Raw genomic sequence first — 24,051 nt, forward strand, 5'->3', positions numbered from 1 at the left:
ATGCACCAGGCAAGGAGAAGCATCATGGCTATGTTCAGCATGTTCATCGGTGAGTTGCAGCAAATGCGGCAAGTGCGGCAAGTGCAGCAAGACGCTGGCGACGGCTCCCGCGGCGGCGACGCGGCGCGCCTGCAGCGCAAGCTGTGGCGCACGGAAATCGGGCTGGCGGTGATCGCCCTGGGTGCTGTCCCGATGTTCCTGGACGCGGCCACGAGTTTGTCCGGATTTACCCGGTGATGCCATAATGTGCGGGTTGTGCCGCGTCGCCAGGCGCGGCAGTCACTGTGGCCACCCCCAGACTGGAGCGTACCTATCATGGCAAAGAAGAATGAGATGAGCGTGAATATCGGCATTTCCGACAAAGAGCGCAAGAAGATCGCGGAAGGCCTGTCCAAGTTGCTGGCGGATACCTACACGCTTTATCTCAAGACCCATAACTTTCACTGGAACGTGACGGGTCCGATGTTCAACACGCTGCACCTGATGTTCGAGACGCAGTACACCGAACTGGCGTTGGCCGTCGACTCCATCGCGGAGCGTATCCGCGCGCTGGGCTACCCGGCACCGGGCACCTACAAGGAATACGCCCGCCTGTCGTCGATCCCCGAGGAAGAGGGCGTGCCCGAAGCCACCGAGATGATCCGCAAGCTGGTCGAAGGCCAGGAGGCCGTGGTGCGCACCGCGCGCTCGCTGTTCCCGGTGATCGATGCGGCAGGCGACGAACCCTCGGCCGACCTGCTGACCCAGCGCATGCAGACGCACGAAAAGACCGCGTGGATGCTGCGCTCGATGCTGGCCTGATGGCCTGAATCGACGCCGCCGGCGGCACGATGTGCTGCCGGCCATGCGCGCCGCGCCCTGGCCGGGACGCGGCGCGTTTTTCGTTTATTGTCCTTGCCTTGCCCCGTACCGAGGTACGCGGGCCACTACCATGTTTGAACGCTTAGCCCTGTACGCGCGCCTGGTGCGCATCGACAAGCCCATCGGCACSCTGCTGCTGCTGTGGCCCACGCTGTGGGCATTGTGGATGGCCACGGGCGGGCCGCCGGCGTGGCACTTGTTTTGGATCTTCTTTGTCGGTACCTTCCTGATGCGATCGGCCGGTTGCGCGATGAACGACTGGGCCGACCGCGACTTCGACAAGCATGTGAAGCGGACCAAGGAACGGCCGTTGACTGCCGGCAAGATCGCGGCTTGGGAAGCGGTGATGGTGGCGGTGGTGCTGGCGCTCGCGGCCTTCGCGTTGATCACGCCGCTCAATGCGCTGACCAAGTGGCTGGCGGTGGTGGCCGCGGTGCTGGCCGGCACCTATCCGTTCTTCAAGCGCTTCTTTGCCATCCCGCAGGCCTACCTCGGCATTGCCTTCGGCTTCGGCATCCCGATGACGTTCGCCGCGGTCCAGGACCATGTGCCCGCCGTGGCATGGGTGATGCTGCTGGCCAATGTGTTCTGGGCGGTGGCCTACGACACCGCTTATGCCATGGTGGACCGGGATGACGATCTGCTACTGGGCATGAAGACTTCGGCCATCACGTTCGGGCGCTTCGATGTGGCCGCCATCATGATTTGCTATGCGGTGTTTCTTGGGCTGATGGCTTGGGCTGGCGCGCAGTTCGGACTGGGCTGGCCATACTGGCTTGGGCTGGCAGCCGCGGCGGGATGCGCGCTGTATCACTACACGCTGATTCGCGATCGCGATCGCATGCGCTGCTTCGCCGCGTTCCGGCACAACAACTGGCTGGGAGCTTGTGTGTTTGCCGGAACGGCGGTGGCATACGCGCTGCGTTGAGGGGAGTGGGCGGGCGCTCCCTATGCCGTCGTGCCTGAAAAAACGTCAGTCCTTCCCGAACTCCGCCCCCATCTCCGTAGCCCGCGCCGCGGCGGCATGCATCGCTTTGACGAAAGCCTCGCCGATGCCGGCGGTTTGCATCGCGGTGAGCGCCGCATATGTCGTACCGCCCTTGGACGTCACGCGCTCGCGCAACAGGCTGACAGGCTCCTCGGACTGCGCCGCCAGCACCGCCGCGCCGCGGAAGGTTTCCACCGCCAGCGCGCGTCCCTGGCTGGCGGTGAGGCCGAGTTCCGAGGCGGCTTTTTCCATCGCTTCGATGAAATAAAAGACATAGGCCGGGCCGCTGCCGGAGATGGCGGTGACCGCGTCGATCTGCGCGTCGCCTTCCACCCACTCGCATTTACCCACGGCTTCAGCCAGCGCGCCGGCAATCTCGCGGTCCCGCTGCGCCAGGCCGGGCACGGCGGCCAGGCCGGTCATGCCCATGCCGGCCAGCGCCGGCGTGTTCGGCATGGCGCGCACCAGGCGGGTGCGGCCGCCAAACCAGCGCTGCATATCGGCCAGGCGGATGCCAGCCGCCACGCTGACGATCAGGTTGTCGCCCAGGTACGGCAGCAAAGATGCCGCCGCGTCGCGGAACTGCTGCGGCTTGACCGCCAGCACGAGCACATCGCTGGCGCCGAAGGCCGCATCCGGCGCGCCTGCGGCATGCACCCCCAGGTCGCGCCGCAGGCGCGCCTGGGCTTCCTCGAAAGGATCGACCACGCGGATCGAAGTGGCCGGCACGCCCCGGGCGATCAGGCCGCCGATCAGGGCCGTGGCCATATTGCCGCCGCCAAGGAAGCCAAAGGTGAGGGTGTTGAGCATGGGTGTCTCTTGCAGGGAGTGTTCTGGGAAGAAGTGATGCCGGCGTTCTAGCCGTGCGTAATGGGCGCTGCGGGCGTTGTCGCAGCAGAGGCTGTCTCGGCGGCCCCGGATGCAGGCGCTGCGGCATAGTCGCGCGCGCCGAAAATGGCGGTGCCGATGCGCACCAGGGTGGCGCCCTCGGCAATGGCGGCTTCCATGTCGGCAGACATGCCCATCGACAACGTGTCCACGTCCAGCCCGTCCGCGCGCAGGGCATCGAGCAGCGCGCGCAGCGCGGCGAAGGGCCGGCGCTGGGCCGCTACCTCGGCAACGGCTTCGGGAATCGCCATCAGGCCGCGCAGCCGCAGGCCGGGCAGTGCCGCCACGGCGCGCGCCAGCACCGGCACTTCGTCGGGCGTCACGCCGCTCTTGCTGGCTTCTCCGCTGATATTGACCTGCAGGCAAACTTGCAGCGGCGCCATGCCGGCGGGCCGCTGCGCCGACAGGCGCTCGGCGATGCGCAGGCGGTCGATGGCGTGGACCCAGTCGAAATGCTCGGCCACGGCACGTGTCTTGTTGCTTTGCAGGGGGCCGATGAAATGCCAGCACAACTCGCCGCGCAGGTCGGCAAGCCGGGCGATCTTGTCCAGGCCTTCCTGTACGTAGTTCTCGCCAAAGGCGCGCTGGCCCGCATCGAAGGCAGCCCGTACGTCGGCGGCGGGGAAGGTCTTGGAAACCGCCAGAAGCGCGACTTCACCGGCCGGTCGCCCGGCCTGTTGTGCGGCTGCCGCGATGCGCCGGTTGACGGCTTGCAAGTTGGCGGCGATTACAGACATAATCCGGCGAACATATCAAGAAGTACAACAAAGTACGACAATAATAGGGTGGGGTCATTATAGATGGACATCGCGCAGCTATTAGCTTTCGCCGTCAAGAACAAGGCGTCCGATCTCCATCTCTCGGCAGACATGCCGCCGATGGTGCGTATCCACGGCGACATGCGCCGCATCAACGTAGCGGCGATGGGCCACAAGGATGTCCACGCCCTCGTGTACGACATCATGAGCGACACCCAGCGCAAGCAGTATGAAGAGCGGCTGGAAATCGATTTCTCCTTCGAGATCTCCGGCCTCTCGCGCTTCCGGGTCAATGCATACAATACGCAGCGCGGGGCGGCCGCGGTGTTCCGGACCATTCCCTCCAAGGTTCTGACGCTGGAAGACCTGCGCGCGCCGGCGGTATTCGCCGACCTCTGCATGAAGCCGCGCGGCCTGGTGCTGGTGACCGGCCCGACCGGTTCAGGCAAGTCCACCACGCTGGCGGCGATGGTGGACCACCGCAACGATCACGACATGGGCCACATCCTCACCGTGGAAGACCCGATCGAGTTCGTGCACACGTCCAAGAAGAGCCTGATCAACCAGCGCGAGCTGGGGCCGCACACGCACTCCTTCGCCAACGCGCTGCGCTCCGCCTTGCGCGAGGATCCCGACGTGGTGCTGGTGGGCGAACTGCGCGACCTGGAAACCATCCGGCTGGCGCTGACCGCCGCGGAAACCGGCCACCTGGTATTTGCCACGCTGCATACCAGTTCGGCAGCCAAGACCATCGACCGGATCGTCGACGTGTTCCCGCCCGAAGAGAAAGACATGGTGCGCACCATGCTGTCGGAGTCGCTCGAAGCGGTGATCTCGCAAACGCTGCTCAAGACGCGTGACGGCAATGGCCGTACCGCGGCGCACGAGATCATGATCGCCACGCCGGCGATCCGCCATCTGATTCGCGAGAACAAGATCGCGCAGATGTACTCGATGATGCAGACCAGCAGTGGGCTTGGCATGCAGACGCTGGACCAGTGCCTGTCGGACCTGATCAAGCGCGGGCTGATCAGCTACAACGACGCACGCGCCACCGCCAAGAACCCCGATTCCTTCACGGGCTGAGGCGAGTCCGCCGCATCCAAACCAGGACAACGCCATGCTCGATCGAGAATCCGCCGCCAAGTACATCAACGACCTGCTTGTGCTGATGGTCGGCAACCGCGGCTCGGACCTGTTCATCACCGCGGATTTTCCGCCCGCGATCAAGGTCGACGGCAAGATCACGCCGGTGTCGCAGCAGCCGCTCAATCCCACCCAGGCGCTCGGGCTGGTGCGCTCGATCATGAATGAGCGCCAGGCGGGCGAGTTCGAGGGCAGCCGCGAGTGCAACTTTGCCATCTCCGCGTCCAATGCCGGGCGCTTCCGGGTCTCGGCCTTTATCCAGCAGGGCAAGGCGGGCATGGTGGTGCGTACCATCAATACGCGCATTCCCTCGGTGGAAGATCTTGACCTGCCGCAGGCGCTGCATGACATCGTGATGTCCAAGCGCGGCCTGGTGATCGTTACCGGTGCCACCGGCTCGGGCAAGTCGACTTCGTTGGCGGCCATGCTCGACCATCGCAACGCGCATTCCTACGGCCACATCATCACCATCGAGGACCCGATCGAATACGTGCACGCGCACCAGAACTGCATCGTCACGCAGCGCGAGGTCGGCATCGATACCGAGTCCTGGCACGTGGCCCTGAAGAACACCCTGCGCCAGGCACCYGACGTGATCCTGATCGGCGAAATCCGCGATCGCGAAACCATGGAATACGCGATGCAGTATGCGGAAACGGGCCACCTGTGCCTGGCCACGCTGCACGCCAACAACGCCAACCAGGCCATCGACCGTGTGGTCAATTTCTTCCCCGAGGAAAAGCGCCAGCAGTTGCTGATCGACCTGTCGCTCAACCTGAAGGCGATGGTGTCGCAGCGGCTGTTGCCGCGCAAGGGGCAGAAGGGCCGCGTGCCAGCGGTGGAAATCATGATCGGCACGCCGCTGGTGGCCGACCTGATCTTTAAGGGCGAGATCCACGCGTTGAAGGAAGTCATCAAGAAATCGCGCGAGCAGGGGATGGTCTCGTTCGACCAGGCGTTGTTCGACCTGTACGAGGCCGGCAAGATCAGCTACGAAGACGCGCTGCGCAACGCCGACTCGCTCAACGACCTGCGGCTGATGATCAAGCTGCACGGCACCATGGACCGCGAGACCGACCTCGGCGCCGGCACCGAACATCTGAATGTGATCTGATCTGCCGCCAGCGCGGCGCTTGCGGCTCTAGTACACTGTCCGCGCCGCCGGCACCCCGCCGCGCCATGAGAGGAGCCCGCCATGAGCAACGTCTACCAGTTCGAAGCCAGTTCCCTTGCCGGCCAGCCGGTACCGCTGTCGCAATTCAGCGGCAAGGTGCTGCTGATCGTGAATACCGCCAGCGAGTGCGGCTTCACGCCCCAATACGCCGGCCTGCAGGCACTGCAGGAGCAGTTCGCGCAAAGCGGCCTGGAAGTGCTGGGTTTTCCCTGCAACCAGTTCGGCAAGCAGGAGCCGGGCGACGCCGCGCAGATCGGCCAGTTCTGCGAGTCGCGCTTTCACGTCACCTTCCCGATGTTCGGCAAGATCGACGTCAATGGCGCCAACGCGCATCCGCTGTATCGCTGGCTGACTTCCGAGAAGCCGGGCGTGCTCGGCCTGGAAGCAATCAAGTGGAATTTCACCAAGTTCCTGCTGCGCCGCGATGGCACGGTGTTCAAGCGCTACGCGCCGACCACCAAGCCCGAGGACATCAAGGGCGACATCGAGAAGCTGCTGGCCGAGCCGGCCTAGTCCGCGGCGGCTAGCCGCTGGTCTGCTGCACTGCGCGCAGGAAGCCGTTGAGCGAGCGGTCCGGCGTTTCGTGGAAGCGTTCGTCCAGCATGACGATGCCGCGGCAGCGGTCCAGCCGGAAGCTGCGGTAGTCGGTGCGCGTGGTGCACCACGCGGCCAGCAGCCAGCTATTGCYCCAGAAGAACAGGCCCAGCGGCTGCACGATGCGGTCGGTAGCGCGCTGTTGCGCGTCGGTGTAGTCCAGGCGCAGCAGGCGCTGCGCGTTCATGGCGCCGTGCACCACGTCAAAGGCGTCGCGCACCTGCGGATGATTGACGAATTCCGGGGCGAACACGCGGCTTTGCTGCGCCGCATGACGCCGCGCCGGCGGCAGCGCCGCCACCAGTTTCTCCAGCGCGGGATCGGCCGCGGCGGCCAGCGCGCCGCCGCCCCAGGCCTTGAGCAGCCGCAGCCCGGCCACCAGCGCTTCGACTTCAATCGCGGTGAACATCAGCGGAGGGACGTCATARTCGGCCCGCAACCGGTAGCCAATGCCCGCTTCGCCCTCGACCGGCACGCCCGACAGCGACAGTGCCTGGATATCCCGGTACACCGTGCGCTCGGACACCCCGAGCCGCTGCGCCAGCAGCGCCGCCGTGGTCAGGCGGCGCCCGCGTAGTACCTGGACAATCTGGAAAAGGCGGTCGGCACGGCGGCTCATCGAGGTTTCATCTTGGTTCTAAGCGGATATCGGCAAAACGGTCGCGGCCATCGCCTAGCCGGCCAGGGGCTGGTGCAGGCCCACGCGGTTGCCTTCGCTGTCGATGATATGCGCAATATGGCCGATATCGCCGGGCAGTTGCAGCGGGCCGAATACCGTCTTGCCGCCGGCGGCCTGCACGCGCGCCAGCAGTGCCGTGAGTTGCGCCGCGTGCAGGTAGGGCAGACAGCCATCGGCCGATGGCCGGAAGCCTTCGCCGGCCACCAGTGCGCCGCCAGGCTCATGGCTGGCAAAGACAGCCATGTCGATTTGCGCCATGGTCTCGCGCTTGAGGGTGGTTTCGAAGACCTGTTCGTAGAACCGGATCGCGCGCTGCATATCGGTGACGGGGATTTCAAGCCAGTTGATCAGTCCGCTCATGATGGTCTCTCTCGGGAGGTGTTGGAGGGATGGATCATGCGCGGGGGCTACTGACAACGTCCTGTCAGCAGGGATCAGCGCGGCATCCACGCCGCCAGCATCGGCACCATCACGGCGGTCAGCACGCCGTTCAGGCCCATGCCGAGCGCGGCGAACGCGCCGGCCTCCTGGTTGACCTGGAAGGCGCGCGCGGTGCCGATGCCGTGCGCCGCCACGCCGGTGGCGAAGCCGCGCACGGTGTAGTCGGAAATGCGCAACAGGTTGAGCAGCTTGGTGGCGCTGACCGCGCCGATGATGCCCGTACCCATCACCAGCACGGCGGTGAGCGAGGGCAGGCCGCCGATCTTCTCGGCCACGCCCATGGCGATGGGGATCGTGACCGACTTGGGCGCGAGCGAGCGCATCGTCTCGGGCGACGCGCCCAGCAGCCAGGCGATGCCCACGGCGGATACCACCGCCACCAGCGAGCCGGCCAGCAGTCCGCCCAGCAGCGGCAGCACGTGCCGGCGCAGCTTGGGCAGTTGCATGTAGAGCGGCACCGCCAGCGCGACGGTGGCCGGCCCGAGCAGGAAGTGGACGAACTGCGCGCCGTCGAAATACGTCTTGTAAGGCGTGCCGGTCACCGTCAGCAGCGTGACCAGGATGGCTACCGCGATCATCACGGGATTGGCCAGCGGCGAAAAACGCGCGCGTTCGTAGACGCGGAAGGCGAATACATAGGCCAGCAGCGTGGCGGTCAGCCCCAGTAGCGGGCTGGCGGCCAGGTAGACCCAGATCTCGTTGAGGCGCGGCGTCATCATGCCTGTTCTCCCGGCGCCGCGGGTGCGGCGGCCTCGGGCGGCCTCGCCTTGCCCATCAGGGCACGCGCCACCAGCGCCGTGGTAGCGATCGCAAGCCACGTGGAGAGCACCAGCGCCACCACGATCGGCATCCATTCCCCGCCGATGCGATGCGCATGCACCATGATGCCCACGCCGGCCGGCACGAACAGCAGCGACAGGTGCTTGAGCAGTTCGGACGTGGTGCCCTGGATCACCGGCAGCAGCCGGTCGTCGAAGGTGAGCCAGCCGAACAGCAGGATCATGCCGATCACCGGGCCTGGCACGGGCAGGCTCAGGGCGTAGCTGAGCGCCTCCCCGACGGATTGGAAAACCAGGAGGATGGCAAAGGTTTGAAGCATGTGAGAGCGGGGCGCGGACAGCCGGGATTGGAGCCCTCGCATGGTAACTCGTAGTGGCCTCTTCTGGCAGCGGGTTTGCGCCCCTCTCCCGCTTGCGCGGGAAGGCGCGACGGCCAGCGCTGTGCCAGACGCCGTGGGCGCAGCCGGTCAGCTTCGTCCCAGGCTTCCGGCCACTTACCCCAACATCCGGTCCACCAGTTCGATCCAGTGCATCACCGGCGTTCCGGTGCCGCTTTGCAGATGCGTGATGCAGCCGATATTCGCCGAGACAATGGCCTGCGGCCCCGAAGCCTGCAGGTTGGCGAGTTTTTCATCCCGCAAGCGGTACGACAACTCCGGCTGCAGCACCGAATACGTGCCCGCAGAGCCGCAGCACAAGTGGCTGTCGGCGCAGAGCTTGACATCCACGCCCAGGCCGGTCAGCAACGTCTCCACCTTGCCGCGGATCTGCTGGCCGTGCTGTAGCGTGCAGGGCGGGTGGTAGGCGACCCGCTGGCCGTTGCCGCTCTTGCCCTCCCGTGCCTCGGTGGCGAGGGCTTGCAGTGTGTCGGAGAAATCCGGCAGCAACTCCGACAGATCCTTGGTCAGCGCCGAGATCTGGCGCGCGCGCTCCGCATAGCGCGCATCGTTGCGCAGCAGGTGCCCGTACTCCTTGACCATCACGCCGCAGCCCGACGCCGTCATCACGATGGCCTCGGCGCCCGCTTGCACCGCCGGCCACCAGGCGTCGATATTGCGCCGCATATTGTCGAGGCCGCCGTCGTGGTCGCCGGTGTGATAGCGCACCGCGCCGCAACAGCCGGCCTCGCGCGCCACGACAAGCTGCACGCCGAGGCGGTCGAACACGCGGGCCGTGGCGGCATTGATGTTGGGCGACATCGATGGCTGCACGCAACCGTCGAGCAACAGCATCTTGCGCGCATGCGTGTTGCGCGGCCAGGTGCCGGCATCCACCGGCTGCGGCACCTTGTTGCGCAGGGCCTGCGGCAGCAGCGGGCGAAAACGCTGGCCCAGGCGCATGGCCGGCCCGAACAGCGCGGGCCGGGTCATGCTCTCGCGCAGCGCCCAACGCGCGAACCGCTCGCGCGCGGGGCGCTGGATGCCTTGCGCTTCGAGACGGTCATCGACGACCTTGCGGCCGATGTCGACCAGCCTGCCGTACTTCACACCCGAAGGGCAGGTCGATTCGCAGTTGCGGCAGGTCAGGCAGCGGTCCAGGTGCAGGCGTGTGCTTTCCGTGACGGGCTGGCCCTCGAGCACCTGCTTCATCAGGTAGATACGGCCGCGCGGCCCGTCCAGTTCGTCGCCGAGCAATTGGTAGGTGGGACAGGTCGCGGTGCAGAAGCCGCAATGCACGCATTTGCCGACGATGGACTTGGCTTCTTCGCCATCGGGCGTGTCGCGCAGGAATTCGGCCAGGGTGGTTTGCATGGTTCGGGGACTCTCTGGTGCCTTGGCTGGGGATCGGAAGGGCGTGACGCGTGGCTCAGAGGCCGGCGTACATGCGCTGCGGGTTGAAGATGCGGGCGGGGTCGAAGCTGGCCTTGAGGCGCTGGTGGATGGCGGCCAGCGGCGCCGAAAGCGGCGTGAACACGCCCACCGACTTGTCGCCGTTGCGGAACAGCGTGGCGTGGCCGCCGGCGGCCTTCGCGGCGGCGCGCACGATGGTGCCGTCGGCGGCGCTATCGGCGCCGCCCAGCCACCAGCGCTGGCCGCCGCCCCATTCGATCAGTTGCCCGCCGGGCAGCGCCAACGGCGCCGCGGTGGTGGGCACGGCAATGCGCCACAGGGCCCGGCCGGCTTGCACCGGGGCGAAGAAGGGATGGCCTTGCTCGCGCAGCGCGCGCCACAGCGCATCGGCTTCGCCGGGTTCCACGGCTTCGCCGCCAAGCCGCGCGCGGGCGGCACGCAGCGCCGCGGCCGCACCTGACAGGCGCAGGTGCAGCACGCCGTCGTGCCACGCCGAAGCGGCAATCGGCAGCGGCTGGCCGCCCCATTGGTTGAGACGGTCCAGCGCCTCGGCCTCGCCCAGCGCAAAGCGCAGCGTGGCGTCGTCGAATGGCATCGGCAGGACCTTGAGCGAGACTTCCAGGATCAGCCCCAGCGTGCCGAGCGATCCCGACATCAGGCGCGATACGTCGTAGCCGGCCACGTTCTTCATCACCTGGCCGCCGAAATTCAGGATGTCGCCGCGGCCGTCCATCACCTGCGTGCCCAGCACGAAATCGCGCAGCGCGCCGACCGCCTGCCGGCGCGGGCCGGACAGGCCCGCGGCCACCGCGCCGCCCAGGGTTGCCACGTCGCCGCCACTGGCGCCCGTGCTGAAATGCGGTGGCTCGAACGCCAGCATCTGGCGCCGCTCCGCCAGCGCCGCCTCGATCTCCGCCAGCGGCGTGCCGCAGCGCGCGGTGATGACCAGTTCGGGCGGGTCGTAATCGACGATGCCGCTATAGGCGCGCGTGTCGAGCACTTCCCCCTGCAATTGCTGCCCGTAGAAGTCCTTGCTGCCGCCGCCCCGCAGGCGCAGCGGCGCGCGCGTGTCGGTGGCGTGCCGGATGGCGTCGCGAAATGCGGTGAGGGTGGCTTGCAGGTCGGCTGGCATGGTGGCTGGCTGAGGTTGGCGTGAATGAGATCAGGCGGAGGAAGACGGGCGGTCCGGCGGCGCGCCGGGCGCGATCTGCGCGTGCTCGCTCTCGTTCTGGTAATGCGGCAATGCACTGCCGCAGTGCTTGCAGTAGACGGCGTCGGGATCGTGCCCTTCAGTCAGGCAATGGTTGCAGGTGCGCGTTGTCAGCGGCCGCTTCATGATGCTCGCGGCCAGCTCCGCGCCGACGATGCCGGTCGGGAAGGCGATGATGCCGTAGCCCAGCAGGATGGTCAGCGAGGTGATGAACTGGCCCAGCGGGGTCTTGGGCACCATGTCGCCGAAACCCGTGGTGGTCAGCGTCACCACCGCCCAGTACATGCTCACTGGGATGCTGGTGAAGCCGTGCTGCGGGCCTTCCACCACGTACATCACCGTACCAAGGATCACGGTGATGATGAACACGGTGCCGAGGAAGACGAAGATCTTGCGCCGGCTGTTGGCCAGCGCGCGATACAGGATCTGCGCTTCTTCGAAGTACACCGTCAGCTTGAGAATCCGGAACACGCGCAGCAGCCGCAGCAGGCGCACGTCGATCAGGAAGGCCAGCTCCGGCACGAAGAAGGCGAGCCAGGTCGGGATGATCGACAGGAAGTCGACCACGCCGAAGAAGCTGAACACATAGCGCAAGGGACGCCGCACCACCAGGATGCGCATCACATACTCGGCGGTGAACAGCAGCGTGAACAGCCATTCCAGCACGGTGAATATCCGGCCCAGCCGCAGGCTGATCGCCGGCAGGCTGTCGAACACGACGATCAGCACGCTGGCGACGATGGCTACCAGCAGGGTGATATCAAACAGGCGGCCGTAGCGCGTGTCAGCTTCGAAAATGATGGTGTACCAGCGCTCGCGCCAGCCCGATTCGGGCTTGCCCAGGCGCTGGCGGGTCTGCGCGCTGCTGTGGGCGCGCTGCGTGGCGTTTTGACCTGGCATGTTCAGAAGCGTGGCAGTTCGGGGTGCGGCAGCAGCCCGCGTTTCACATGCATGCGGCCGTACTCGGCGCAGCGCGCCAGCGTGGGGATGGCCTTGTCGGGATTGAGCAGCCGTGCCGGGTCGAAGGCGGCCTTGACGCCGAAGAACAGCTCGCGCTCTTCCGGCGAGAACTGCACGCACATGGAGTTGAGTTTCTCCACGCCCACGCCATGCTCGCCGGTGACGGTGCCGCCCAGTTCCACGCAGCTCTCCAGGATGTCGGAGCCGAACAGCTCGGCGCGGTGCCATTCGTCCTGGTCGGCGCCATCGAAGAGGATCAGCGGATGCATATTGCCGTCGCCGGCATGGAACACGTTCATGCAGCGCAGGCCGTACTTGCGCTCCATCTCCTCGATGCGCTTGAGCAGCGTGCCGATATGCTTGCGCGGGATGGTGCCGTCCATGCAGTAGTAATCCGGCGAGATGCGCCCGGCCGCGGGGAAGGCGTTCTTGCGCCCGCTCCAGAAGCGCAGCCGCTCGGCCTCGCTCTGCGACACCTGGATGCGGCTGGCGCCGGAGGCGCGCAGCACCTCGCTCATGCGTTCCACTTCCTCGGCCACTTCTTCCGGCGTACCATCGGATTCGCACAACAGGATGGCGGCCGCATCGAGGTCATAGCCGGCGCGCACGAATTCCTCGACCGCGGCGGTAGCGGGCTTGTCCATCATTTCCAGCCCGGCGGGGATGATGCCGGCGCCGATCACGTCGGCCACCGCATTGCCGCCCTTGGCCACGTCATCGAAGCTGGCCATGATCACCTGTGCCAGCTGCGGCTTGGGGATCAGCTTGACGGTCACTTCGGTCACCACCGCCAGCATGCCTTCGGAGCCGATCACGGCGGCCAGCAGGTCCAGCCCCGGCGCGTCGGGCGCTTCGGAGCCGAATTCCACCACTTCGCCCTCCATCGTCACGGCGCGCACGCGCAGCACGTTGTGTACCGTCAGGCCGTACTTGAGGCAATGCACGCCGCCCGAGTTCTCGCTGACGTTGCCGCCGATGGTGCAGGCAATCTGGGACGAGGGGTCGGGCGCGTAGTACAGGTTGTACTGCGCGGCGGCCTCGGAGATAGCGAGATTGCGCACGCCGGGCTGGACCACCGCCGTGCGCGAGCGTGCATCCACGGTGACGATGCGCTTGAACTTGGCCAGCGACAGCACCAGGCCGGTGGCGATCGGCATGGCCCCGCCCGAAAGGCTGGTGCCGGCGCCGCGCGGCACCACCGGCACCTGCAGCGAGTGGCACAGGCGCAGGATCGCGCAGACCTGTTCCTCGTTATCGGGCAGTGCCACGGCCAGCGGGATCTGGCGGTAGGCCGCCAGGCCGTCGCACTCGTAGGGCACGGTGTCTTCGGGCTTCCACAACAGGGCCGCATCGGGCAGGATTTTCGCCAGGCCTTCGAGCAGCGCGTTGCGGCGCGCGTCGTCGGCGACCAGAGAGACTTCGTGCGGGGCGTTCATGGCAACTCCTGTAATGGCCGCGGGCGTCCGCCATGGCAGGGCGCAAGCGGGTGGGGAGCAAGGACTATAGCGCAGCCTGGTGGCTGCGAAACCTCATGGCGACGTGAATTCCGCATGGCAGGCCGATCAAARTCGCTCATGACGGCGTTGGGCCGGAGCGTGCCATGCGGGGCGTGGCGCGGCGGCCGGGCCAGTTCAAATCCAGCTTAGCACCGGCGCGATGCAAGGCGGTAATGGGGCTCTTTTTTCTCGGCGCGCCATCAGCGCGGCGCCAGCATGTGCACCATTTCCAGATTGTCGTGATAATCCGGTGCCACATAGAGCGCCTGGGGCTCGACGCCGTAGCGCCGGAAGCCCATCGATTCGTAGAGCGCGATCGCGGGCGCGTTGGCGGCGGTGACGCTCAGCGTGACCTGGCGCAGGTCCGGCATGGCGGCGGCAACGGCCAGTGCCTGCGCCATCAGCTGCCGGCCAAGGCGCCGGCCGCGATAGGCCGGCGCCACATACATGCCCCAGACAAAGGCCTTGTGGCGCTGCTTGACCTTGTCCTCGCGCATGACGCCGACCACGCCGGCCAGCGCGGCGGCCCCATCGCCGTGCTCGAAGGCGCCGATCACGGCCTTTCCGGGCGTCGCCGCCAGCCGGCCGGCGATGGTGGCCAGTGGCAATTCGCGCTCATCCTCAAAGCTGGAGCCGAAGGCGGCGGGCGCCTCCAGCAGGCCTTCCAGGCGCAACGCCTGGAAAGCTCCGGCATCGGCGGGGGTAAGCAGGCGGATCTGCGTGGGCATCATGCGGTCTCCTGTTCGGCAATCCCGGGCTGTTTCCTGGCACGTCTGTCCCCGACCGCTTTCACGGCCCATTGGGTCGCGGCGGTCGCGAGGATGGCTGTGGCAAAGGCGATGGCGATGGTGCTTCGCGGCAACAGCACGGCCAGGGTGAAGCAAAAGGCGACAAGGGAAAACAATCCGCCGGCCATCGACGTCAGCAACGCGACAACAAAGTCCGGGCCGGCCGCCCGGTGCGAGAATACCGAGAGCACGATGCCAAGGACTGGAAAGAGCGCCAGCAGTCCGCTCCACGTGGATCCGATCGATGCGGACAAGGTCGTCACCGCGAGCGTAAGGCCGGCGCCGGCCAGCATGCGGACCAGCAGACCTGTGCGCGATATGCCCGCAGCGCGGGCGGCGGCACCCGGCGGCGGGAAGAGGGATGGGCAAATGAACAGCGTGGCCAGCGCCAGCGCCAGCGCCAGCGCAGCGAACGGTGAGAAGGGCCGCCAGCCAAGCAGTGCCACGGCGGCCAGCCAGGCAGCCAGCGCCGCCGCCAGCGCCAGCGGCCAGCCGTGCCGGCGGCAACTCCAGGCATAGGCGAGGCTGAACGCAACCGAGGCGAATACCGCGCAAAGGGCGCTGGTGGCCGCCGCAGCGGCGAAAGGCGCACCGCGTTCCAGCGCCAGCAGGAAAAGAATCGGGCCAACCACCACGGGCAGGCCGGCCAGCCAGCCGGCCACGGCCGGTCCCCAGCGCTTGCCCGCCACGGAGATGCAGGCGATGAAGGCGGGCACCAGCAGCAACTTCAGGGCGAGCATGGGCGAGGATCCTCTTTCATCCGGGTTTCTGTCTTATTTGGTTTCTGTTGCAGTTCGGGCGCTACCAGTCCAGGCCCAGCAGCCAGTCGACGAAGTACCTAGCCTCCGGCTTGAGCGGCGCCTGTTCGCGCTCGACGATGTAGTAGCCGTGCGGCGACACCGACTCGATATCCAGCAGCCGCACCATCTGGCCCAGCGAAAGCCAGTGCCGGGCCATGCGCTGGCGCACCAGGGCCACGCCCTGGTTGGAAGCGATGGCCTCCAGCATCAGGCCGATATCGTTGAACTGCGGGCCGGTCTGCGGCTCGGGCCAGTCCAGTCCGGCGGTTTCGAACCAGGGCTTCCACGGCTCCAGCGGGCTGCGCAGCAGCACCAGGTTGTGCAGGTGCTCGGGCCTGGTGATGGCGCGGCCATCGATGCGCTCGTAGTACTCGCGCCCGCACGCCGGGAACACAGGCTCGACCAGCAGCTTGGTGGTTTTCAGGTCGGGATAGCGTCCGGTGCCATAGCGGATTTCCACATCGGTGTCTTCCGCCTTCACGTCGAGGAACGGAATGGCCAGGTGCAACTCAGTGTCGATATGCGGATACAGCGCCGTGAACTCGGGCAGGCGCGGCACCAGGTGCTGGCGGCCGAAGGTGGGCGGGATCGCCACGCGCAGCCGGGTGCGCTGCTTGTTGTACTCCGGCCGGGCCAGTTCGTTGAGCGACTTGAGGGCGTCCTGCACATTGCGCAGGTAGCGCGTGCCCGACGCGGTCAGCCGCAGCGCGGCATTGGAGCGCACGAACAGATCCTCGGCCCACAATTCCTCGAGGTTCTTGATCCGGTGCGATACCGCGCTGGGTGTGACCGACAGCTCCTCGGCCGCGCGCGCGAAGCTGCCCAGCCGGGCGGCGGCCTCGAACGCGATCAGCAGGTGCAGCGGCGGAACGCGGTTGAACACGGAAGCCATGCCGCGCCGGTCCTCAGCGCACCGCGCGGAAGATCTTGCCCGGGTTGAGGATGTGGTTGGGATCGAGCGCGTTCTTGATGGCGCGCATCAGGTCCAGCGCGTCCTCGCCGTGCTCGCTGACCAGGAAATCCATCTTGTGCAGGCCCACGCCATGCTCGCCCGTGCAGGTACCGCCCATCGCCAGCGCGCGCTCCACGATGCGCCGGTTGATGGTCTCGGCTTCGGCCAGTTCCTCGGGCTTTTCGGGATCGGTCAGGATCGCCACGTGGAAATTGCCGTCGCCCACATGGCCCACGATGGGGCAGGGCAGGCTGGATGCGTTCAGGTCGCGCTCGGTCTCGGTCACGCAATCGGCCAGCCGGGAGATCGGCACGCAGACGTCGGTGGTCACCGCCCGGCAGCCCGGCTTGAGCTGCAGCATGGCGAAGTAGGCGGTATGACGCGCGTTCCACAGCCGGCTGCGGTCTTCGGGCCGCGTGGCCCACTCGAAGCCCTGGCCGCCGTGCTCGGCGGCAATCTGCTGCACGGTCTCGGCCTGTTCCTTGACGCCGGCCTCGGTGCCGTGGAATTCGAAGAACAGGTGCGGCATCTCCGGCATGGACAGGTTGTCGTGCCGGTTGATGGCGCGGATGGCCAGCGCGTCGACGAATTCCACGCGCGCCACGGGCACGCCCAATTGGATGGTGTCGATGGTCGCCTGCACCGCGCTGCCCATGCTGGGAAAGGCGCAGATGGCAGCCGAGATGGCTTCGGGCTGCGGATACAGCCGCACCGTCACTTCGGTAATGATGCCCAGGGTGCCTTCGCTGCCAATCATCAGGCGCGTCAGGTCGTAGCCGGCCGAAGATTTGCGCGCATGGGTGCCGGTCTTGATGATGCGGCCGTCGGCGGTCACCACGGTCAGCGCCAGCACGTTCTCGCGCATGGTGCCGTAGCGCACCGCATTGGTCCCCGAGGCGCGCGTGGCGCACATGCCGCCCAGCGAGGCATCGGCGCCCGGGTCGATCGGGAAGAACAGGCCGCTGTCCTTGATTTCCTGATTGAGCTGCTTGCGGGTCACGCCCGGTTGCACCGTCACGTTGAGGTCCTCGGCCTGTACCGACAGCACCCGGTTCATCTGCGACAGGTCCAGGCTGATGCCGCCCGCCACCGCCAGCAGGTGGCCTTCGAGCGAGGAGCCGGCGCCGTAGGCGATCAGCGGCACGCGGTGCGCGTTGCACAGGTGGGCCACCTCGGCCACTTCCTCGGTGGTACGGGCGAACACCACGCCGTCCGGCGCCGCCGGCGGGAAGGGCGACTCATCGCGCCCGTGGTGGTCGCACACGCCGGGCGAGGTGGAGAAGCGTTCGCCGAAGCGGGCCTGCAGGGCGTCGCGCACGGCGGCGGGCAGGGGTTGGCGCACCAGCGTGGCGTGGGAAAGGGGATGGTTCATGGCGTCTCCGGCGGGGCTGAAGTGGCTGGATGCCGTGCGGCGGCGGCTTTTTCGTAGCCGCGCGCAACGGTGCCTGCGCTTGCACCCGGTAGCGTTTCAAGCGAATCCCGTTATTCTACGCCGCCCCCCGGCCTGGGTCGTTGCCGGGGCGCCGCAACGGCCACTTGAGAGGTATCGCGGGTTCTCCCGTCGCCGACCAGAAGCGCGCCATAATGCAAGATTCGCCAACGCCGGAGACCCGCATGGGCAACCGCCTGACCAAGATCGCCACCCGCACCGGAGACGCCGGCACCACCGGGCTCGGCGACGGCAGCCGTACCAGCAAGGACAGCCTGCGCATCGCCGCCATCGGCGATGTCGACGAGCTCAATTCGAATCTCGGCGTGCTGCTCACCGAGGCGCTGCCCGAAGACGTCCGCTCGGCCTTGCTGCATATCCAGCACGACCTGTTCGATCTCGGCGGCGAGCTGTCCATCCCCGGCTATGAGCTGGTCAAGCCCGAGCAGGTGCTGCAGCTCGACGAATGGCTGGCCCACTACAACGCCGGCCTGCCGCGCCTGGCCGAGTTCATCCTGCCGGGCGGCAGCCGCGCCGCGGCGGTGGCGCACGTATGCCGCACGGTTTGCCGGCGTGCCGAGCGGGCGCTGGTGGCGCTGGGCGCGCAGGAGGCGCTGAACGAGGCGCCGCGCCAGTACCTGAACCGGCTCTCCGACCTGTTGTTCGTGCTGGCGCGCGTGCTCAACCGGGCGGGCGGGGGCAGCGATGTCTTGTGGCAGCGGGGCCGCTAGCCATCAAGGTAGCCTCGATTTTTGGTGATCCAAAGAGCACAAAAAGCCCGGCCGTCGCGCAACGTCCCGGAACGCCCCTCAACTTGGCCGGCCGAGCCGCCGCTGGCCGGAGGGAGAAGTCGAGAAATTTAGTCGGATTTGCGCGTCCGGCCCTTGAAATGGCCCCGGACGGCCACATTTCGCCCTCAGGACGAATTGCAGTCCCCGCGGATAGCGGGGCTCAAGAGGAGAGAATAAATGGGTAAGATCATCGGTATCGACCTCGGTACCACCAATAGCTGCGTCGCGATCATGGAAGGCAATACGCCCAAGGTGATCGAAAATGCCGAAGGCACACGTACCACCCCGTCGATCATCGCCTACATGGAAGACGGCGAGATCCTGGTCGGCGCGCCTGCCAAGCGCCAGGCGGTCACCAATCCGCGCAACACCCTGTACGCGGTGAAGCGCCTGATCGGCCGCAAGTTCGAAGAAAAGGAAGTGCAGAAGGACATCGGCCTGATGCCGTACTCCATCGTCAAGGCCGACAACGGCGACGCATGGGTATCGGTGCGCGACCAGAAGCTGGCGCCGCCGCAGGTGTCCGCCGAAGTGCTGCGCAAGATGAAGAAGACCGCCGAAGACTACCTCGGCGAGCCGGTGACCGAAGCCGTGATCACCGTGCCGGCTTACTTCAACGACTCGCAGCGCCAGGCCACCAAGGACGCTGGCCGCATCGCCGGTCTGGACGTCAAGCGCATCATCAACGAGCCGACCGCGGCCGCGCTGGCCTWTGGCCTGGACAAGAACGAAAAGGGCGACCGCAAGATCGCCGTGTATGACCTGGGTGGCGGCACGTTCGACATCTCGATCATCGAGATCGCCGACGTTGACGGCGAGAAGCAGTTCGAAGTGCTGTCGACCAATGGCGACACCTTCCTGGGCGGCGAAGACTTCGACCAGCGCATCATCGACTACATCATCGGTGAGTTCAAGAAGGACCAGGGCGTCGACCTGTCCAAGGACGTGCTCGCGCTGCAGCGCCTGAAGGAAGCCGCTGAAAAGGCCAAGATCGAACTGTCGAGCTCGCAGCAGACCGAAATCAACCTGCCGTACATCACGGCGGATGCCTCCGGTCCGAAGCACTTGAACCTGAAGATGACCCGCGCCAAGCTGGAATCGCTGGTCGAGGAACTGATCACCCGCACCATCGAGCCGTGCCGCATCGCCATCAAGGATGCTGGCGTCAAGGTCAGCGAGATCGACGACGTGATCCTGGTCGGCGGCATGACCCGCATGCCGAAGGTGCAGGAACAGGTCAAGGAGTTCTTCGGCAAGGAAGCGCGCAAGGACGTGAACCCGGACGAAGCCGTGGCCGTTGGCGCCGCGATCCAGGGTTCGGTGCTGTCGGGCGACCGCAAGGACGTGCTGCTGCTGGACGTGACGCCGCTGTCGCTGGGTATCGAAACCCTGGGTGGCGTGATGACCAAGATGATCACCAAGAACACCACCATCCCGACCAAGCATGCGCAGGTGTTCTCGACCGCCGACGACAACCAGCCGGCCGTGACCATCAAGGTGTTCCAGGGCGAGCGCGAGATGGCGACCGGCAACAAGCTGCTGGGCGAGTTCAACCTCGAAGGCATTGCCCCGGCACCGCGCGGCCTGCCGCAGATCGAAGTCTCGTTCGACATCGACGCCAACGGCATCCTGCACGTGGGCGCCAAGGACAAGGCGACCGGCAAGGAAAACCGCATCACCATCAAGGCGAACTCTGGCCTGTCGGAAGACGAGATCCAGCGCATGGTGAAGGACGCCGAGGCCAACGCCGAGGAAGACAAGAAGGCCCGCGAGCTGGCTGACGCCCGCAACCAGGCCGATGCGCTGATCCACTCGACCAAGAAGGCTGTCACCGAATACGGCGACAAGCTGGAAGCGGGCGAGAAGGAAAAGATCGAAGCCGCGATCAAGGAACTGGAAGACGCCGCACGCGGTGGCGACAAGGCCGAGATCGATGCCAAGGTCAGCGCGCTGTCCGACGCCAGCCAGAAGCTGGGCGAGCGCGTCTACGCCGACATGCAAGCCAAGGCCGGCGACGCCGGTGCGGCGGGCGCGGCCGGTGCCGGTGCTGCCGGCGCGGGCCAGCAGCAACATGCCCAGCCGCAGGACGACAACGTCGTGGACGCCGAATTCAAGGAAGTCAACGACAAGAAGTAATGGAAGAGCGGGGCGGGGGCGCGGCACACAAGCTGCGCCAGCCCCCATCCCGACGCCGGGCGACGGACATTGGACCAAGCGGGTTACCGCCGTCGAATGCCTCGCTCGGCTTTTTTGCTATTTTGCTCGGGCGGGTTTTGCACGCGCTTCCGGGCCAATCAGGTAAGCAGCCACCATGGCAAAACGTGACTTTTACGAAGTGCTCGGGGTGGGCAAGAACGCCAGCGACGACGACATCAAGAAGGCGTATCGCAAGCTGGCGATGAAGCACCACCCGGACCGCAATCCGGACAGCAAGGATTCCGAAGAGAAATTCAAGGAGGTCAAAGAGGCCTACGAGATGCTCTCCGATCCCGAGAAAAAGGCAGCCTACGACCAGTACGGCCATGCCGGCGTCGACCCCAACATGGCGGGCGGTTTCGGTGGTGGCGGCCAGGCCTATGGCGGTTTCGCCGAAGCTTTCGGCGATATCTTCGGCGATATCTTCGGCCAGCAGGGCCAGGCCGGCGGACGCCGGGGCGGCGGGCCGCAGGTGTACCGCGGCGCCGACCTGCGCTACAGCATGGAGATCACGCTGGAGCAGGCCGCCCACGGCCACGACGCGCAGATCCGCGTGCCGCACTGGGACGAGTGCGAGCATTGCCATGGCAATGGCGCCGAACCCGGCACCAACGTCGAAACCTGCCCGACCTGCCATGGCGCGGGCCAGGTACGCGTGTCGCAGGGTTTCTTCTCGATGCAGCAGACTTGCCCCAAGTGCCACGGTACCGGCAAGCACATTCCCAAGCCTTGCACCAAGTGCCACGGCCAGGGCAAGCTGAAGTCGCAGAAGACGCTGGAAGTGAAGATCCCGGCCGGCATCGACGAGGGCATGCGCATCCGCTCCACGGGCAACGGCGAGCCGGGCATCAACGGTGGGCCCCCGGGCGATTTGTATGTGGAAGTCCACATCAAGCAACACTCGGTGTTCGAGCGCGACGGCGACGACCTGCACTGCCAGATGCCGATCTCCTTCGCCACCGCGGCGCTGGGCGGCGACCTGGAAGTGCCCACGCTGGGCGGCAAGGCCAGCTTCCCGGTGCCCGAAGGCACCCAGCCCGGCAAGACGTTCCGTCTGCGCGGCAAGGGCATCAAGGGCGTGCGTTCGGGCTATCCGGGCGACCTCTACGTGCATGTGAACGTGGAGACGCCGGTCAAGCTGACCGAGGCGCAGAAGGACATCCTGCGCCAGTTCGACCGCTCGGTGCACGAAGGCGGCTCGCGCCACAGCCCGCAGGAGCAATCCTGGCTGGATAAGGTGAAGAGCTTCTTCAGCTGATCCGGCAACGGCATGCGGCCGGCCACGCGTTGATGTGTGGCCGGCTTTTTTGTTTTGGGGGCGATAATGCGGTGTCCTCCCCGCGCGCCGGTTCCGCCGGTGCCCGCGCTTTCTCCGTGCTTGTGCCCCCGATGCATTCGTTTTCTTCTCCGGCTTCGCCAACCCCCACCCTCGCGTCATCGCACGATCCGATCGCCATTGCCGCCGAGCCCTTCGTCCTGCTCGACGACGCCACCGCCGCCCCCGCCGAGGCCTCTTCGCGCCTGTACACCGGCTTCGCCCGTGAAGACGCGCTGCCCGATGCCTCCGCGCTCGGCGCGCTCGACGCCATGCTGGCAGAAGGCTGGCGCCAGGGCTGGCATGCCACGCTGTTCGCCCCCTACGAATTCGGCGGCCCGCTGGTCGGCGTGCCGGTCCATGTCGACCGCGCGCTGCCTTTCCATGACGGCGCGCTGCGCCTGCTGTGGTTCCGGCAGATGCGGCGGCTGGACACGCGGGAGGTCGCGCAGTGGCTGGCGCCGTCCTCGGGCGAACCGGCCGGCGTGATGGACGTCACAGCCGACACGCCGGAAGCGGCTTTCCACGCGGCCATTGCCCGGATCCACCAGTGGATCGAGGCTGGCGATACCTACCAGGTCAATTTCACGCAGCGGCTGCGCTTTGCCGCTTTCGGCAACCCGCTGGCGTTGTATGCCGCGCTGCGCGCCGCTCAGCCGGTGCCCTACGCCGCGCTGGCGCGGCTGCCGGGCGATGGTTGGGTGTTGTCGCTGTCGCCCGAGCTGTTTGTCCGGCATGACGGGCAAGGCCGGTTGCTGGCGTGCCCGATGAAAGGCACCGCCCCGCGTACCGGCGACAGCGCGCGCGATGCCGAGGCCGCCGCAGCGCTGGCGGCGGACCCGAAGAACCGCGCCGAGAACGTGATGATCGTCGACCTGCTGCGCAACGATCTCGGCCGCGTCGCCGTGCCCGGCACGGTGGCCGTGCCGGACCGCTTCGCGGTGCAGCCGTTCGGCCAGGTGCTGCAGATGACCTCCACCGTCACCGCCGCCGCGCGTCCCGGCACCAGCCTGGCCGACCTGTTGCGCGCGCTGTTTCCCTGCGGCTCCATCACCGGCGCGCCCAAGCGGCGCACCATGCAGATCATCGGTGAACTGGAGCAGGCGCCGCGCGGCCTCTATACGGGCTCCCTGGGCTGGATCGATGCGCCCGGCGGCAAACAGGCCGATGGGTGGCCCGGCGCCTTCGCCCTGTCCGTGGCGATCCGCACGCTGGTGCTGGGCGCGCCGGGCGCGGATGGCCTGCGCGCGGGCGAGATGGGCGTCGGCGGCGGCATCGTGCACGACAGCGACGCCGCGGGAGAATATGCCGAATGCGGCTGGAAGGCCCGCTTCCTGACCGCGCACGATCCGGGCTTCACCTTGTTCGAGACCATGCGCGTGGAGGATGGGAAGTGCCAGCGCCTGGCCCATCATCTGGCGCGGCTGGCCGCTTCCGCCGGTCACCTGGGCTTTCGCTTCGAGCGGGACCGCGCGCTGGCGGCCGTGCAGGGTGCCGTGACGGATCTCGGCGCCGGTACCTGGCGCTTGCGCCTGGCGCTGGACAAGGCCGGCGGTTTCGCCATCGCCCACGGCCCGCTGGCGCCGCTGGGCGCCGTCCCCGTGCTGGTCACGCTGGCGCCGCAGGCGTTGGCATGCGCTGATCCGCTGCGCCGCCACAAGACCAGCGCGCGCGCCGTCTACGATGGCGGCTGGCAGTCCGCAGAGCGCGCAGGCGCCTTCGATAGCCTGTTCTTCAACGCCCGCGACGAACTGCTTGAGGGTGGCCGCAGTTCAGTGTTCGTCAAAGTGGACGGGGCGTGGCTGACGCCGCCGTTGACCGCGGACATCCTGCCCGGCGTGATGCGCGCGGCGGTGCTGGCCGACGGCGCGCGCTACCTGGGCGGACCGGTGAGCGAGGCGGTGATCACGCGGGCCATGCTGCGCCGCGCCGAAGCGCTGGCGCTGGCCAACTCGCTGCGCGGGGTATTGCCGGCGGTATTGCCGGCGGAATTGCGCCCGGAGGACTGATCCGGCC

24 protein-coding genes are annotated in these 24,051 nt (G+C 66.9%); 10 read left to right on the forward strand and 14 right to left on the reverse strand.

The window, feature by feature from the left end; all coding sequences use genetic code 11:
- The first annotated feature begins 24 nt into the window (after window positions 1–24).
- The 3 genes from AC1DN0_RS18655 (at window position 25) to ubiA (ending at window position 1,789) form a co-directional block, all read left to right on the forward strand.
- The gene (locus AC1DN0_RS18655; RefSeq protein ID WP_441626288.1) at window positions 25–237 is read left to right on the forward strand and encodes a hypothetical protein; all 213 of its coding nucleotides are present in this window, start codon (window positions 25–27) and stop codon (window positions 235–237) included.
- A gap of 78 nt (window positions 238–315) precedes the next feature.
- The gene (locus AC1DN0_RS18660; RefSeq protein ID WP_035867478.1) at window positions 316–801 is read left to right on the forward strand and encodes a Dps family protein; all 486 of its coding nucleotides are present in this window, start codon (window positions 316–318) and stop codon (window positions 799–801) included.
- Between the two features lie 130 nt (window positions 802–931).
- Window positions 932–1,789 (forward strand): 4-hydroxybenzoate octaprenyltransferase, encoded by an 858-nt coding sequence (gene ubiA / locus AC1DN0_RS18665; protein WP_045237594.1) that lies wholly within the window; start codon window positions 932–934, stop codon window positions 1,787–1,789.
- A 45-nt stretch (window positions 1,790–1,834) separates the two neighbouring features.
- Here ubiA and proC read toward each other — a convergent pair whose 3' ends face one another.
- Both proC and AC1DN0_RS18675 read right to left on the reverse strand, forming a co-directional pair.
- Window positions 1,835–2,659: a pyrroline-5-carboxylate reductase gene (gene proC / locus AC1DN0_RS18670; protein ID WP_441626291.1), complete on the reverse strand. Its 825-nt coding sequence runs from the start codon at window positions 2,657–2,659 to the stop codon at window positions 1,835–1,837.
- Window positions 2,660–2,706: 47 nt separating this feature from the next.
- Window positions 2,707–3,474, reverse strand: a complete 768-nt coding sequence (locus AC1DN0_RS18675; protein WP_477102526.1) for a YggS family pyridoxal phosphate-dependent enzyme — start codon at window positions 3,472–3,474, stop codon at window positions 2,707–2,709.
- A gap of 63 nt (window positions 3,475–3,537) precedes the next feature.
- Between AC1DN0_RS18675 and AC1DN0_RS18680 the strand changes: the two genes are divergently transcribed.
- The 3 genes from AC1DN0_RS18680 (at window position 3,538) to AC1DN0_RS18690 (ending at window position 6,328) form a co-directional block, all read left to right on the forward strand.
- Window positions 3,538–4,581, forward strand: coding sequence for a type IV pilus twitching motility protein PilT (locus AC1DN0_RS18680; protein WP_035867472.1), 1,044 nt, complete (start codon window positions 3,538–3,540; stop codon window positions 4,579–4,581).
- Between the two features lie 34 nt (window positions 4,582–4,615).
- Window positions 4,616–5,755 carry a PilT/PilU family type 4a pilus ATPase gene (locus AC1DN0_RS18685; RefSeq protein WP_441626295.1) on the forward strand — a complete coding sequence of 380 codons (1,140 nt, stop codon included), beginning with the start codon at window positions 4,616–4,618 and terminating at the stop codon, window positions 5,753–5,755.
- An 81-nt stretch (window positions 5,756–5,836) separates the two neighbouring features.
- Window positions 5,837–6,328 carry a glutathione peroxidase gene (locus AC1DN0_RS18690; protein ID WP_477102527.1) on the forward strand — a complete coding sequence of 164 codons (492 nt, stop codon included), beginning with the start codon at window positions 5,837–5,839 and terminating at the stop codon, window positions 6,326–6,328.
- Window positions 6,329–6,338: 10 nt separating this feature from the next.
- On the opposite strand, the gene AC1DN0_RS18695 is transcribed toward AC1DN0_RS18690, so the two are convergent.
- The 12 genes from AC1DN0_RS18695 to AC1DN0_RS18750 form a co-directional block, all read right to left on the reverse strand.
- Window positions 6,339–7,028: a helix-turn-helix transcriptional regulator gene (locus AC1DN0_RS18695; protein ID WP_477145896.1), complete on the reverse strand. Its 690-nt coding sequence runs from the start codon at window positions 7,026–7,028 to the stop codon at window positions 6,339–6,341.
- A 54-nt stretch (window positions 7,029–7,082) separates the two neighbouring features.
- Entirely contained in the window at window positions 7,083–7,448 is a 366-nt protein-coding gene (locus tag AC1DN0_RS18700; RefSeq protein ID WP_441626299.1) for a VOC family protein, read from the reverse strand.
- A gap of 74 nt (window positions 7,449–7,522) precedes the next feature.
- Window positions 7,523–8,248: an LrgB family protein gene (locus tag AC1DN0_RS18705; protein WP_081862229.1), complete on the reverse strand. Its 726-nt coding sequence runs from the start codon at window positions 8,246–8,248 to the stop codon at window positions 7,523–7,525.
- Window positions 8,245–8,628 carry a CidA/LrgA family protein gene (locus AC1DN0_RS18710; protein WP_035867463.1) on the reverse strand — a complete coding sequence of 128 codons (384 nt, stop codon included), beginning with the start codon at window positions 8,626–8,628 and terminating at the stop codon, window positions 8,245–8,247. The genes AC1DN0_RS18705 and AC1DN0_RS18710 overlap by 4 nt, the downstream gene beginning before the upstream one ends.
- Before the next feature lie 174 nt (window positions 8,629–8,802).
- Window positions 8,803–10,059 (reverse strand): glycolate oxidase subunit GlcF, encoded by a 1,257-nt coding sequence (gene glcF, locus AC1DN0_RS18715; RefSeq protein ID WP_441626302.1) that lies wholly within the window; start codon window positions 10,057–10,059, stop codon window positions 8,803–8,805.
- Between the two features lie 55 nt (window positions 10,060–10,114).
- Window positions 10,115–11,230, reverse strand: coding sequence for a glycolate oxidase subunit GlcE (gene glcE / locus AC1DN0_RS18720; RefSeq protein ID WP_441626304.1), 1,116 nt, complete (start codon window positions 11,228–11,230; stop codon window positions 10,115–10,117).
- A gap of 30 nt (window positions 11,231–11,260) precedes the next feature.
- Complete coding sequence (locus tag AC1DN0_RS18725; RefSeq protein ID WP_441626306.1) at window positions 11,261–12,208, reverse strand: ion transporter; 948 nt, start codon at window positions 12,206–12,208, stop codon at window positions 11,261–11,263.
- A 2-nt stretch (window positions 12,209–12,210) separates the two neighbouring features.
- Window positions 12,211–13,704, reverse strand: a complete 1,494-nt coding sequence (locus AC1DN0_RS18730) for an FAD-linked oxidase C-terminal domain-containing protein (RefSeq protein ID WP_035867456.1) — start codon at window positions 13,702–13,704, stop codon at window positions 12,211–12,213.
- Between the two features lie 260 nt (window positions 13,705–13,964).
- Window positions 13,965–14,495, reverse strand: coding sequence for a GNAT family N-acetyltransferase (locus AC1DN0_RS18735; protein ID WP_441626308.1), 531 nt, complete (start codon window positions 14,493–14,495; stop codon window positions 13,965–13,967).
- A complete protein-coding gene (locus AC1DN0_RS18740) occupies window positions 14,492–15,292 on the reverse strand; it encodes a hypothetical protein (RefSeq protein ID WP_441626310.1) in 801 nt (266 codons plus the stop codon). Before AC1DN0_RS18740 ends, AC1DN0_RS18735 begins: the two co-directional genes overlap by 4 nt.
- 61 nt (window positions 15,293–15,353) lie before the next feature.
- Window positions 15,354–16,244 (reverse strand): LysR substrate-binding domain-containing protein, encoded by an 891-nt coding sequence (locus tag AC1DN0_RS18745; protein ID WP_045237607.1) that lies wholly within the window; start codon window positions 16,242–16,244, stop codon window positions 15,354–15,356.
- A gap of 13 nt (window positions 16,245–16,257) precedes the next feature.
- Window positions 16,258–17,676: an FAD-binding oxidoreductase gene (locus AC1DN0_RS18750; RefSeq protein ID WP_441626312.1), complete on the reverse strand. Its 1,419-nt coding sequence runs from the start codon at window positions 17,674–17,676 to the stop codon at window positions 16,258–16,260.
- A 242-nt stretch (window positions 17,677–17,918) separates the two neighbouring features.
- On the opposite strand from AC1DN0_RS18750, the gene AC1DN0_RS18755 reads away from it, so the two are divergent.
- The 4 genes from AC1DN0_RS18755 (at window position 17,919) to AC1DN0_RS18770 (ending at window position 24,044) form a co-directional block, all read left to right on the forward strand.
- Window positions 17,919–18,464 carry a cob(I)yrinic acid a,c-diamide adenosyltransferase gene (locus AC1DN0_RS18755; RefSeq protein ID WP_441626314.1) on the forward strand — a complete coding sequence of 182 codons (546 nt, stop codon included), beginning with the start codon at window positions 17,919–17,921 and terminating at the stop codon, window positions 18,462–18,464.
- A 237-nt stretch (window positions 18,465–18,701) separates the two neighbouring features.
- Window positions 18,702–20,660, forward strand: a complete 1,959-nt coding sequence (gene dnaK / locus AC1DN0_RS18760) for a molecular chaperone DnaK (protein ID WP_477145897.1) — start codon at window positions 18,702–18,704, stop codon at window positions 20,658–20,660.
- A gap of 175 nt (window positions 20,661–20,835) precedes the next feature.
- A complete protein-coding gene (gene dnaJ / locus AC1DN0_RS18765) occupies window positions 20,836–21,978 on the forward strand; it encodes a molecular chaperone DnaJ (RefSeq protein WP_441626317.1) in 1,143 nt (380 codons plus the stop codon).
- Window positions 21,979–22,109: 131 nt separating this feature from the next.
- Entirely contained in the window at window positions 22,110–24,044 is a 1,935-nt protein-coding gene (locus AC1DN0_RS18770) for a chorismate-binding protein (RefSeq protein ID WP_441626319.1), read from the forward strand.
- The last annotated feature ends 7 nt before the right edge of the window (window positions 24,045–24,051 follow it).

Source organism: Cupriavidus sp. 05N39 (assembly GCF_056397325.1).